The sequence below is a fragment of the Selenomonas sp. ND2010 genome, from assembly GCF_000702005.1.
Lineage (GTDB): Bacteria > Bacillota > Negativicutes > Selenomonadales > Selenomonadaceae > Selenomonas_A.
On sequence record NZ_JNKI01000015.1, the window covers coordinates 1 to 12,444 of the forward strand.

The window sequence follows — 12,444 nt, forward strand, 5'->3', positions numbered from 1 at the left end:
AAGAACGAAATTTTTATCCTCACCGTTCGTCGAAAAATTGCTACCGTTCAAGCGAAGCGCGTTTTGCAACTTTTTCGATGCTTAATTAAGGATAAAAATTTCGTTTAGAAAAACATCTCCCGCGTAGTGTTGGCACTGCCCCTAGCGGCGGCGAAGAGTTGCTTCGTATAAGACCTGCAAACTGTAATTTTACAGCTTCTTTTTTGTATATCGTCCGTTTTTTTCTAGGAATCTGTGGAAAAACGTCGAATTAAGAAATTAGTAGGATTCGTTTTGGTTTGGGTAACCATAAAAAGGGGGAAATGTTATATGGGATTGAAACAAAAATTTATGTTGTTGTCAGGGATTATGGGTTTCCTGATGGCGGTGGTGGCAATTGTTGGTTATTGGATGGCCAGCAAGGAATTGCAGCAGAGTGTGGATAGCGAGCTTAGAGCCACAGTTTCCCGTGAGGCCATGGAGCTGGATGGGTGGCTGCGGGAAAAGAAGGCTTTTGGCGTGGCCACGACAAATTACATGACCAGCTTGAATGGTAACTACGAAATCATGCATCGCAAGGAAACCTTGGGGACGACGATCACGGATAAAGAAATTCTTGAGATGACTGGTGGAACGGAAGATGGCTGGTGGGTCGGTTACTACACGGGGGAGAAGACTGGTAAGCGTGATCCGCGTCAACGTCCTTGGTATAAGGAAGCAAAGGCGCAGGATACGGCACTTTTCACGGAAGCCTATGTAGCTGCCAGTACGGGCAAACTCGTGGTTTCGGTAGCGGCACCGGTTAAAGCCGATGGCAAATTCATCGGTGCAACTTGCGTGGATATCACGTTGGACGCGATTACGGATCAGGTAAATAAGATGAAGTATCATGGAGAAGGTGCCGGTATCGTCATGGAGAAGAGCGGCAATATTCTCGCAACCTCTGGTGCGGGAGAACCCATGAAGAGCTTCAAGGAGATTGATGGTCTTGGCAATCATTTCGATGAGATGATAAATAAGGGAGAAGGTTATTTCGAAACGACGATCAATGGAGAAGATAAGGTATTTGCCTATCAGACTGTACCAGAAACGGGCTGGATCATGGGAATTTCAGTGCCAGCATCGTTTGTTTTTGCCCCGTTGAAACATTTGAAAATGATTTTTGCCTTGCTTATCGTTTTAGGCTTGCTTTTGTCACTAGGCATTTGCCGTATGTTTGCAACACGTATCGTAACGCCAGTTTCCCGACTGGAAGCTCATGCCTCTCAATTGGCTGATGGCAATTTGACGATGAAAAAATTGCCAGTGGAATCGTCGGATGAGATTGGTGCTTTGACGGTTGCGTTCAATACCATGAGTGAGAATTTGCGCAAACTCATCGCAAAGATGGCGGCAACTAGTGAGCAAGTAGCAGCTTCTTCTGAGGAGTTGACGGCAAATGCGCAGCAATCTGCGGAAGCTTCGGTACATGTAGCCGAAACGGTAGCCGATGTATCATCCAGCATGGATCAACAGCTGAGCGATATCGATGGGGCGAAAAAGGATGTCGACAGAGTTTATACCGACGTATCGATTATGGCGGATAAAGCGCATACGGTTACGGAGACATCAAATCGTACCGCGGAGGCAGCGCAAAAAGGTTCGCAGTTGATGGAAAATGCAGTAAATCGTATGGGGAAAATTGAGCGCAGTGTCATCGCATCGGCGGAAGTGGTGCAAAAGTTGGGTGAAAACAGCAATCAGATTGGACAAATTGTAGAAGCGATTTCGTCGATTGCGGAACAAACCAATCTATTGTCGCTCAATGCGGCTATCGAAGCTGCCCGTGCTGGTGAGCATGGACGAGGATTTGCGGTAGTTGCTGAGGAAGTCCGTAAACTGGCAGCAGAATCGCAGGAATCGGCTGAACAGATCAAAGAGCGTATTGCTTCCATTCAGAAGGATACGTTTGAGGCGGTTAATGCCATGCAATCTGGTACGGATGAAGTGAAGATTGGTACCGATGCGATTCGCGAGGTGGGCGAACAATTTGAAGAAATTCTTTCCATGGTCAATGGAATTAAATCTCAGATGGGAGAAATCAATGCGTCCGTAGAGAAAGTATCCACGGGGGCTAATAATATTGTGACAGCTGTGGATTCTATTGATACGATTAGTCGTAAGACCTCAGATCATACCCAGGTAATTTCGGCTGCTGCAGAGGAGCAATCGGCATCCAATGAAGAAATTGCAGCGGCATCGCAGGCTTTGGCAAATATGGCTACAGATATGCAATCGGCAATCGGTCAGTTTAAGTTATAAGAGGATGAAAACAAACAGGCAATCACAAGATTGGCCTGTTTGTTTTTTATCTGGAAACGTGGGTGAGAAAGCGAGAGTTTTTGCTTGACATCACTTGGGGGCTATGATAAACTTTTCTACTGTAGATGCAGTTTGTGCGTCTATTGGGCTTAATGCTCATCCCCAACCGCACAGCGGGGTTCCTAAATCAGCTGTTGCAAATTCAGCTGTACCGCAGCTGGCGAGTAATCTATAGGGAGGTGTTTTTATGTACGCTATTATCAAAACTGGTGGCAAGCAGTACAAGGTTTCCGAGGGTGATGTAATCACGGTTGAGAAACTGGCTGCTAACGAAGGTGAAGCTGTTGTTTTTGACGAAGTCCTGACGGTTGTTGAGGGCGCTGATGTCAAAGTTGGCAAACCGGTTGTTGAAGGTGCCAAAGTAACGGGTAAAGTCGAGGCTCAGGGCAAAGATAAGAAGATCCTTGTTTTCAAATACAAGGCTAAATCCAACTATCGTAAACGTCAGGGTCATCGTCAGCCGTTCACGAAGGTTGTTATCGAGAAGATCGAAGCTTAATGCATGATTGAGATTCGTGTATTTTCAGAATCAGATGGGAAAATATCTGGTTTTTCTGTTACGGGCCATAGTGGTACGGCAGAGCGCGGCCAGGATATTGTCTGTGCGGGGGTGTCCTCGCTTACCCAGACTGCACTTTTAGGCATAATGGAGTACCTGCATCGCGAAGTCGATTATGATGTTGCGAGTGGAAAGCTCTTGGTGAAGCTAAGATGTGTCCCGGATGATCTCACGGAAGCAATTTTGCAGTCGATGCTTCTAGGACTGATGGAGATTCAGAAGCTCAGTCCGGAGGCTGTTCGTATCCTGAAATAACGGAGGTGAATAGAATGTTCGTTTTTGATTTACAGTTATTCGCTCATAAAAAGGGTGTTAGCTCCACGCGTAATGGCCGCGACAGCGAGTCCAAGCGCCTGGGCGTCAAGGAGCATGCCGGCACGGTCGTAACGGCTGGCAGCATCCTCGTCCGTCAGCGCGGTACGCATTTCCATCCGGGCCACAATGTTGGTATCGGTAAGGATGATACGCTGTTCGCAAAGGTTGCCGGCAAGGTAGCTTTTGAGCGCAAAGGCCGCTATAACCGTCAGGTTAGCGTCTATACGGCTGAAGAACAGGCTATGTAAGCCAAGATATACAGGTACCTGCGCATTCTTTTGGTCTGCGCAGGTATTGTTGTATTGAACATATGGTAACGGCGTTAGGTTGCGTTGTGGTGCATAAAGGTAAGAGCCGGTATTGAACACAATGCCGGCTTTTACTTTTATTCATCACAAGGCAGGAAAGTGTAAGGAAAAGGAGGCAAATCATGCAATTTATTGATCGCACGAAGGTCATTTGCAAGGCGGGAGATGGCGGACATGGCAAGTCGGCTTTTCGTCGTGAGAAATTCGTGCCAAATGGAGGCCCTTCGGGGGGCGATGGCGGTCGCGGTGGCGATGTGATTTTTGTCGTCGACCCGAATATGAATACGCTGCTGGATTTTCGCTTTCACCGCAAATTCAACGGCAAGAATGGTGAGAATGGCGATATCAAGAACCAGTATGGTGCCAATGCGCCAGCTTGCTATGTAAAAGTCCCCGCAGGAACGATCGTGAAAGATGAGGAGACAGGAGAGGTCTTGGCGGATCTTACGGAAATTGGTCAGGAGGCTGTTATCTGTAAGGGAGGCCGTGGAGGCCGTGGCAATGCAAAGTTTGCCAACTCGGCCAATCGTGCCCCGACGTTTGCAGAATTCGGTGAACCGGGTGAGGCACGCAATTTGATTTTAGAGCTGAAACTTTTGGCGGATGTCGGATTGGTTGGCTATCCGAGTGTCGGAAAATCGAGTTTAGTGGCCAGCTGTTCCGCTGCCAGACCGGAGATTGCCGAGTATCACTTCACGACGATCACGCCGGTTTTAGGTGTGGTAAAGACCGACTATGAGAAAAGTTTTGTCATGGCAGATATTCCAGGTCTTATCGAAGGTGCGGCCGATGGCGTTGGTCTGGGGCATGATTTCCTGCGTCATGTGGAACGCACGAAGCTGATTCTGCACATTGTCGATGCCTCTGGGTTGGAAGGCCGCGATCCCGTAGACGATTATTATAAAATCAACGCGGAACTGAAAAAATACAGCGAGAAGATAGCACGCCGCACGCAGATTTTGGTAGCCAATAAAATGGATATTCCCGAAGCTGCTGAAAACATTCCGCGGCTCAAGAAACTGGCGGAAGAAGAGGGGCTGAAATTCTTCGAAATTTCGGCAGCAACCCGTCAGGGCGTCAGTGAGCTTATCCGTTATGTGGGCGAATGGCTGGACAATTATGTGGAAGAGCCTGAGGCTGAAGATGATGTTAAAGTCTATGACGAGAATGCTGAAGATCCAGAGAAAGTTACGATATCCCGTGACATCAGCGGTGATTTCGTTGTGTCGGGCAAATCGCTCGAGAAACTGGTGGCAATGACAAACTTCCTCAATGATGAGGCGGTACGCCGGTTTCAGTATATCTGGCGAATCAAAGGCATAGATAGTAAATTGAAGGCGAAAGGCATCAAAGAGGGCGATACGGTCCATATTGGTGCTATGGAATTTGAATTCCGTGAGTAAGAGAAATTACAGGAGGATGTATATTGCTTAGAAATTCGTTGACCGGTAAGCAGAAGAGTTTTCTGCGTTCAATGGGTCATAAACTAGAACCTGTGGTTATGATGGGCAAGGAAGGCGTTACGCCGTCGGTGGTTCAGGCTGCTCGTGAGGCAATTAAAAAGCGCGAATTGATTAAGGTTCGGGTTTTGCAGAACTGCATGGAAGAACCGGAAGATGCGATCACGATGCTGGCGGAACGTGCGGATGTCAACCTCATCCAGATTATTGGCCGAAATGGCCTGCTTTACAAGAAAAACTTCGAGAATCCGAAAATCGAACTGCCGTAAAACGGGGGCGAGCCTATGAACGCAAGAGAGCGTCTGCGCGAAGCAAAGCGCATCGTTGTCAAGGTAGGAACCAGTACACTAGCACATGAGACTGGCAAACTGGATCTTCACCGCATCGACCATTTGATCCGTGAGTTAGCGGATCTTCGCAATCAAGGTAAGGAAATGGTGCTGGTTTCTTCGGGAGCCATTGCCGCAGGATTGGGGAAATTGGGACTTTCCCAAAAACCGGATTCGATTCCGGAAAAACAGGCTATTGCAGCAATTGGCCAGGGTGTGCTCATGCATATCTACGAGAAGTTATTTGCGGAATATGGACAAACAATGGGACAGGTCCTTTTGACCAAAGAAAATTCCGTCCGTCATCATCAATACATTCATTCCCGTAATTCCCTGCTGGCACTCCTGGCAATGGGGGCAATTCCGGTAATTAACGAGAATGATGCCGTGGCTGTCGATGAGATAAAGATTGGTGACAATGACAATCTATCGGCTATGGTGGCGACGCTTATTGATGCCGATGCGCTGATTATTCTTTCCGATATCGAAGGCCTTTATACGGCGAATCCTTCTATCCATCCAGACGCGGAGCTCATTAATGAGATTGCGGAAATCACGCCGGAAGTTGAGCAAATTGCTGGTGGAGCGGGATCGAAACTCGGAACGGGCGGCATGATGACCAAAATTCAGGCGGCGCAGATTGCCATGAGTGCTGGTGTCACCATGGTTATTGCGTCAGGCTCAAGAGAGGGTGCGATTCGCGGCATTTTAGCTGGGAAGCAGATCGGAACGGTATTTCCCGCGCGAGAATCACATCTGCGCGTTCGCAAAAGCTGGCTGGCTTTTGGTAAGCGGCTGGCAGGTGAAATTGTGGTGGATGATGGCTGTGCGGCGGCTATGCGTGAGAAGGGATCAAGTCTTTTGGCGGCTGGGGTCCTGGAGTGTGAAGGCGATTTTCGCGAGGGGAATACGGTACGCGTGCTTAATACCAAGCGGCAGGAAATTGCCCGCGGTATCGTGAATTATAAGGCAGAGACTCTGCAGAAGCTGTTGGGGCATAAGACGGAAGAATTTGCCACCTTGGTAGATGGTGATATTCCTGAAGAAGTCATTCATCGGGACAATATGGTTTTGATGGTCTGATTACCAGAGGAGGAATTTGGATGGATATCGAAGCAGTAATGAGAAATAAGGCAGAAGAAGCCCGTAAAGCCAGCCGTAAACTGGGCGTATTGTCGACCCGTGTAAAAAACAAGGCGCTCCTGGCAATGGCAGATGTTTTGGAAAAACGCAGTGCCATGATTTTATCGGCCAATGAGCAGGATTTGGAGGATGCGCGTCAGAAGGGATTAAAACGGTCCTACCTTGACCGGTTGATGCTAAATGAGACACGGATTCAACAAATGGCAGAAGGACTTCGCCAGACGGCTGCATTACCAGACCCTGTTTGTCAGGGGAATTATTCGACAATCCGTCCCAATGGTTTGGAAATTCGCCGTGTGCGCGTTCCTCTGGGCGTAATCGGCATTATATATGAGGCTCGACCCAATGTAACAGCAGATGCAGCAGGGCTTTGCCTGAAATCTGGCAATGCGGTCATTTTGCGCGGAGGGTCTGAGGCTATCCGTTCCAATACGGCAATTAGTTCGCTGTTAGCAAAAGCCGCCTATGAAAATGGTATTCCAGAAGGGGCACTGCAATTCGTTGAAATTACAGACCGTGCAGCGGTTGATGTCATGACACATCTATCTGGTTTGCTCGATGTTATCATTCCGCGTGGCGGTGCTGGGTTGATTGAGCATATCGTGAAGAACAGTTCCGTGCCGGTCATCCAGACTGGTACGGGCGTATGTCACACTTTCGTGGATGATTCTGCTGATCAGGACATGGCTATCCGCATCGCGGTCAATGCCAAGACGTCGCATCCATCGGTATGCAATGCGATGGAGACGCTGCTGGTTCATGAAGCGGTGGCCGCTGAATTCCTGCCTAAATTGGAGCAGGCGATGCGGGAAAAGCATGTCGAGCTGCGTGGTTGTGCGCGTTGTCAGGCGATTTGTGAATCTTTCGAGCCGGCGACCGAAGAAGATTGGTCGACGGAATATGGAGACTTGATTTTATCCGTTAAAGTCGTAGGCGGTATCGATGAAGCAATTGCTCATATCAATCAGTATAATACCGGACATTCGGAAGCGATTGTGACGCAGAATCTTACCAATGCGCATCGCTTCCAGCGCGAGGTGGATGCTTCGGCGGTATATGTCAATGCGTCGACGCGATTTACCGATGGCTTTGAATTCGGGTTCGGTGCGGAAATTGGTATCAGTACGCAAAAGCTTCATGCCAGAGGGCCGATGGGGTTAGAAGAGCTGACCAGTATGAAGTATCTCATTTATGGAGAGGGGCAGGTTCGCGAATGAACTGCCTCAAAGGCTATATTCGAACGATAAGACAGTATTTGGCTACCCCAAAAGGAAGTCATGATGCGAAAGATTATGGAAGAGCGATTGTTTTGATCGTAGTGACCATTGGGATTGTTATGGCAATCCTTATGGGAGGGAAATGGGGGCTTTCATGCCATGGGTGATAAGTTGCCGTCGATTCGTCGAATCGGCATCATGGGAGGAACGTTTGATCCGATCCATATTGCACATTTGGCGATTGCTGAACAGGTTCGGGAAGCGTTTGGTCTTGATTTGGTGCTGTTTATCCCCGCGGCGAATCCGCCGCATAAGCAGGGGCGAAAAGTGGTTCCTGCCTATCATCGCCTAATGATGACACAGTTGGCTGCGTATTCTAATCCGTGTTTTCATGTGTCGAAACAGGAACTAGAACGGACGGGACCATCTTATTCCTTGCTAACGGTGCGGGAATTGCAGGAAAGGTATGGCGCGAATGCCGAATTGTACTTTATCACTGGCTCGGATACCATCAATGAACTGCATACCTGGTATCACATTGAAGAATTGTTGAAAAGCTGCCATTTCGTTGGAACGACGAGACCGGGGGCTCCGGTGGATAAAGAAGCTTTAGTCAAATGCTTTGGCAGGTTGGCCGAAGAAAAGATTCATTTCTTGGCTGTGCCGGAACTGGAGATTTCGTCTACGGATATCCGCGAGCGGGTGCGTAGTGGGAAAAGTATTAAATATCTGGTGCCGGCAGCAGTGGAGGCATATATAATAAAAGAAGGTTTATATCAATGAGTTTTGGCATGAGCTATGAAGCCATGAAAGAAGAGTTGGCAAAAAGGCTCAAAAGGAGTCGTTTTATTCATTCTGTTGGTGTGTCAGAAACTGCGGCGTTTTTGGCTGGACGATTTGGTGTAGAGGAACAGAAAGCTCGTGTGGCTGGTTTGCTTCATGATTGTGCCAGAGAGTTTCGCAATGAGGATATGATTGCTGAGGCACAAAAGCGAAAAATCGCTATCGGAGCTGTGGAACAAGCAATGCCACTCCTGCTTCATGCCTATATCGGTGCCAAACGCATCCGGGAAATCTATCAGGTTGAAGATAAGGACGTGGAGCAGGCAATTTGGCGCCATACAGTGGGCGGGCCACAGATGACCGCATTGGATAAAATCATTTGGTTTGCGGATATGATTGAGCCAGGGCGTGATTATCCCGGTGTAGAGAATTTGCGGCAATTAGCAAAAGAAGCGTCGTTGGATGATATGATGTTGGCAGGATTCAGTCAGTCCATTCAGTTCGTGGTGGCAAAAGGGCACCTGATTCATCCGGATACTGTATTGGCGCGAAACGAACTACTGCTGAAGAAAATCCGGTAAGGACTGGAGAATAAGCAAAGAAGGAAAGCCTATGGGAAAGGAACAGTATACTAGTACGCGGGAAAATATCCTGCGTAAACGAAAAATACAAGCTAGACGACGGCGCAAGGCTTTGTTGCGTTTGTTTTTTCTACTGGTGTTTCTCGGCGCCATTATGGCAGGTGTGTTGTATGTTGGTTATACGGTAGTTTCCTGGGGCAGCAGGATTTATCAGGAATATCAGGCTATGTATGCCGGCTATACAGAGCGTCAGCAGGAACGGCGCGGCGAGATAGATCCCCGGTTTGACGGGTATACGAATATACTGGTCATGGGACTCGATGACGGTGCTGATGAGACTGGCGGACAGGAAAAACGGGCGGATACGATTCTTTTGATAAGTTTGGAGAATGATACTGGCAAGGTACGGTTTATCAATATCCCACGGGATACGTGGATGGAACTTCCGGATCATGGTGGACAAATGAAACTCAAAAGCGTTTATGCACTGGGAGGTCCGTCCATGATGGTGCGCCAGGTCAGCAATCTATTGGGGATATCGGTTCATCAATATATCGCGCTGGATATGGCAACGTTTGCCAAACTGGTGGATGTACTGGGGGGAATCGATCTCTACGTGGAAGGCAATATGGAATATGAAGATCCCGAAGCGGGGCTTTCGATTCATATCCGGCAAGGGTATCAGCATTTGGATGGAGAACATGCACAACAGTATTTGCGCTATCGCAGTGAAGAATTGGGTGATGTAGGAAGAGTTCAGCGGCAGCAAAAATTTGTTAAGGCAATGTATCAAAAGCTTTTACAGTTTGAGACGATACCGAAATTGCCAGCTGTTGCCGAGATTTTTAAGCAACAGATGGAGACCAGTGCTGAGATTTTTGATTCGGCTCATCTGGCCAATGTACTGCGGAGCATGAGCAGTGAACCGCCGGCTAGCATTATGCTGCCAGGTGCGGTAGCTGAAGGTGATGATACCATTTGGGTCCCGGACGAAGCAGCGATACAAAAACGCATGCAGGAATTATTTCCGGCTGAGACGTTAGAACAGGCGAAAGATAACGATTAAGAGGAGGAATTATTTTGACGATTAAAGAAATGACGAAGGTCATCTGTGAAGCGGCCAGCGACAAAAAGGCACGTGATATTGTAGTAATGGATATGCAGGGCTTGACGTCGTCGACGGATTATTTTGTGATTTGTTCGGCGAATACGGCAACGCAGGTTCGAGCAATTGCGGACAACGTGGAAGAAGAAATGGATAAAGCAGGCATCTCGTTCGATCATAAGGAAGGTTATCGGGAAGGCGAGTGGGTCCTCATGGATTATGGCGATGTTGTCGTCCATGTGTTCATGCAGGAAGCGCGTGAGTATTATGCATTGGAACACCTTTGGGGCGATGCAGAGCTGACTCCCTATGAAGATTGATTGAGGATGCTATGGAAGAGAGAAAAAAACGGAAATACGGGCCGAGTACGGTGGTTACGCTAAAGGTCGCTCGTCTAGGTGAGATGGGAGCGTTCCTGGATGCAGAAACAGGCAATACATCGGATGATATTTTGCTTCATAAGACCCAGCAAACGGCACCGGTCAAGGTCGGGGATATGGTTACGGTGTTCCTGTATCTTGACCCCAAACGCCGTTTGACTGCCAGTATGCGGGTTCCCCGCATGAAGGAGGGGCAGATTGCCCGATTAAAGGTTATAAACACCAGTCGGGATGGTGCTTTTCTGGATGTGGGAGCAGAGCGTGGTATCTTTATGCCATATGCTGGTATGCGTGGCCGTCCGCAGATTGGAGAAGTCGTATGGGCAAAGCTCTATACGGATAAATCGGGGCGTTTGGCGGTTACCATGGAAGTCGAAGATGAAATGCGTCGGGCATCCCAGCCTGCTGTTGGGGTCCGCGTGGGCGATAAGGTCACGGGGGCAATTTATAACTACACGGACAGCGGTGCCTTTATGTTTAGCAACGAACGCTATATTGTCTTTATCGATAATAAAGAAATAAAGAATCGCCCACGAGTAGGGGAGATTGTTACAGCCCGTGTGACCTATGTGCGGCAGGATGGACGCTTGAATGCCTCCTTGCGCGAGGTAAAAGAAAAAGCATTGATTACTGATTCGGAGCGCATATTGGAATTACTGGCGAGCCGCAACGGCAAGATGCCATACAGCGATGAAACCTCACCGGAAGTTATCCGGGATAAGTTCCAGATTTCTAAAGCTGCGTTCAAACGGGCCTTAGGACATCTGATGCGCGAAGGACGTGTGGTCGAACAAGATGGATGGACGTACTTGAAAGAAAAATGATTGTTTCGGTGGACTTTTTTCATACGAATAGAAGGATTTTTACTTTCTAGCGCGAATTATGACATCAAGAGATGAAATTATAATGGGATATTACGAATCCGAGTATGGGGGCGAATTTAATGGCAGCAGAGACGAGTGGAGATAAAAAAGGAATTCTTCTTGAGACGGGGACCAATGAATTTGAAATCGTAGAATTCAGCATTGGTCAGGTAAATTATGGTATCAACGTTGCAAAAGTAAGAGAAGTTATCACGAGTGCACCGGTGACGACGATGCCGCAGGCACATCCGTATGTTGATGGTTTGTTCACGCTGCGCGGCAAAGCTATTCCTTTGGTCAATTTACCGCGCTGCCTCAATGTGCAGTCGAATGCAGAGCCGAAGAATATCATTGTAACGGAAATCAACAATTACAACATTGGCTTCCTGGTTGAGAACGTATCGCGTATCCACCGCATTTCCTGGAAGGACATGGAACCGGCACCGGAAGTCGGCGACCAGTCTCGCGTGGTTGGCCTGGTCAAGATGAAAGACCGTATTGTCCTTCTGTTGGATTTTGAGACCATCATTGCGGAAATCAATCCGGAAATCAATGCCAAACTCACGACTTATGAAGAGGCTACTGAGGATGTCAAATCGAAGCGTTCCAATGTCCATGTCGTGGTGGCAGAAGACTCGCCGATGCTTCGCGACCTGCTGGTTACGACGCTTCATGAGTCCGGCTATCGGTTTATTCGCGATTTCGGTAATGGTCAGGATGCGTGGAACTACTTGCAGGAGCTTTCGCAGCGTGAAGGCAATATCGAAGATCATGTCGGCGTTATCGTATCGGATGTTGAGATGCCGAAGATGGATGGTCATCGCCTGCTGAAGCTGGTTCGTGAAGATGAACGCCTGGGCAGGGTTCCTCTGGTACTGTTCTCGTCGTTGATTAGTGATGAGATGCGTATTAAAGGCGAGCAGCTCGGTGCATCGGGCCAGATTGCAAAACCGGAAATCAATCAGCTCATCGGTTTGCTCGACAATTTGATTTTCGGCACGCCGCTTAAAAATGAGCAGTCGAATGGATGATTTTTGACAAGTTAAGAACGAATAGGGACT

General features: G+C 48.2%; 15 protein-coding genes. All 15 read left to right on the plus strand.

All coding sequences use genetic code 11. From position 1 onward, the window contains the following. Nucleotides 1–309 precede the first annotated feature (309 nt). On the plus strand, nt 310–2,280 hold the full coding sequence (locus T504_RS0106910) for a methyl-accepting chemotaxis protein (protein WP_033170340.1): 1,971 nt from the start codon (nt 310–312) through the stop codon (nt 2,278–2,280). Nucleotides 2,281–2,527: 247 nt separating this feature from the next. Further along, nucleotides 2,528–2,839: a 50S ribosomal protein L21 gene (gene rplU / locus T504_RS0106915; RefSeq protein ID WP_033170341.1), complete on the plus strand. Its 312-nt coding sequence runs from the start codon at nt 2,528–2,530 to the stop codon at nt 2,837–2,839. A gap of 3 nt (nt 2,840–2,842) precedes the next feature. Next, on the plus strand, nt 2,843–3,154 hold the full coding sequence (locus T504_RS0106920; protein WP_033170342.1) for a ribosomal-processing cysteine protease Prp: 312 nt from the start codon (nt 2,843–2,845) through the stop codon (nt 3,152–3,154). 14 nt (nt 3,155–3,168) lie between these two features. Further along, nucleotides 3,169–3,462 (plus strand): 50S ribosomal protein L27, encoded by a 294-nt coding sequence (gene rpmA, locus T504_RS0106925; RefSeq protein ID WP_033170343.1) that lies wholly within the window; start codon nt 3,169–3,171, stop codon nt 3,460–3,462. Nucleotides 3,463–3,644: 182 nt separating this feature from the next. Continuing rightward, nucleotides 3,645–4,925 (plus strand): GTPase ObgE, encoded by a 1,281-nt coding sequence (gene obgE, locus T504_RS0106930; RefSeq protein WP_033170344.1) that lies wholly within the window; start codon nt 3,645–3,647, stop codon nt 4,923–4,925. A gap of 23 nt (nt 4,926–4,948) precedes the next feature. Beyond that, a complete protein-coding gene (gene yhbY / locus T504_RS0106935) occupies nt 4,949–5,251 on the plus strand; it encodes a ribosome assembly RNA-binding protein YhbY (RefSeq protein ID WP_033170345.1) in 303 nt (100 codons plus the stop codon). Nucleotides 5,252–5,266: 15 nt separating this feature from the next. Further along, a complete protein-coding gene (proB, locus tag T504_RS0106940; protein ID WP_033170346.1) occupies nt 5,267–6,394 on the plus strand; it encodes a glutamate 5-kinase in 1,128 nt (375 codons plus the stop codon). A gap of 20 nt (nt 6,395–6,414) precedes the next feature. Further along, nucleotides 6,415–7,671 carry a glutamate-5-semialdehyde dehydrogenase gene (locus tag T504_RS0106945; RefSeq protein WP_033170347.1) on the plus strand — a complete coding sequence of 419 codons (1,257 nt, stop codon included), beginning with the start codon at nt 6,415–6,417 and terminating at the stop codon, nt 7,669–7,671. Continuing rightward, nucleotides 7,668–7,838: a hypothetical protein gene (locus T504_RS14775; protein WP_173664043.1), complete on the plus strand. Its 171-nt coding sequence runs from the start codon at nt 7,668–7,670 to the stop codon at nt 7,836–7,838. Before T504_RS0106945 ends, T504_RS14775 begins: the two co-directional genes overlap by 4 nt. Further along, entirely contained in the window at nt 7,831–8,454 is a 624-nt protein-coding gene (nadD, locus tag T504_RS0106950) for a nicotinate-nucleotide adenylyltransferase (protein WP_033170348.1), read from the plus strand. The genes T504_RS14775 and nadD overlap by 8 nt, the downstream gene beginning before the upstream one ends. Continuing rightward, a complete protein-coding gene (yqeK, locus tag T504_RS0106955; protein WP_231473875.1) occupies nt 8,451–9,035 on the plus strand; it encodes a bis(5'-nucleosyl)-tetraphosphatase (symmetrical) YqeK in 585 nt (194 codons plus the stop codon). Before nadD ends, yqeK begins: the two co-directional genes overlap by 4 nt. Before the next feature lie 31 nt (nt 9,036–9,066). Continuing rightward, on the plus strand, nt 9,067–10,101 hold the full coding sequence (locus tag T504_RS0106960) for an LCP family protein (protein WP_033170349.1): 1,035 nt from the start codon (nt 9,067–9,069) through the stop codon (nt 10,099–10,101). A 29-nt stretch (nt 10,102–10,130) separates the two neighbouring features. Further along, nucleotides 10,131–10,460: a ribosome silencing factor gene (gene rsfS / locus T504_RS0106965; RefSeq protein WP_143558764.1), complete on the plus strand. Its 330-nt coding sequence runs from the start codon at nt 10,131–10,133 to the stop codon at nt 10,458–10,460. Nucleotides 10,461–10,471: 11 nt separating this feature from the next. Then, on the plus strand, nt 10,472–11,344 hold the full coding sequence (locus T504_RS0106970) for a CvfB family protein (RefSeq protein WP_033170351.1): 873 nt from the start codon (nt 10,472–10,474) through the stop codon (nt 11,342–11,344). Nucleotides 11,345–11,463: 119 nt separating this feature from the next. Further along, entirely contained in the window at nt 11,464–12,414 is a 951-nt protein-coding gene (locus tag T504_RS0106975) for a chemotaxis protein (protein ID WP_033170352.1), read from the plus strand. Nucleotides 12,415–12,444 lie beyond the last annotated feature (30 nt).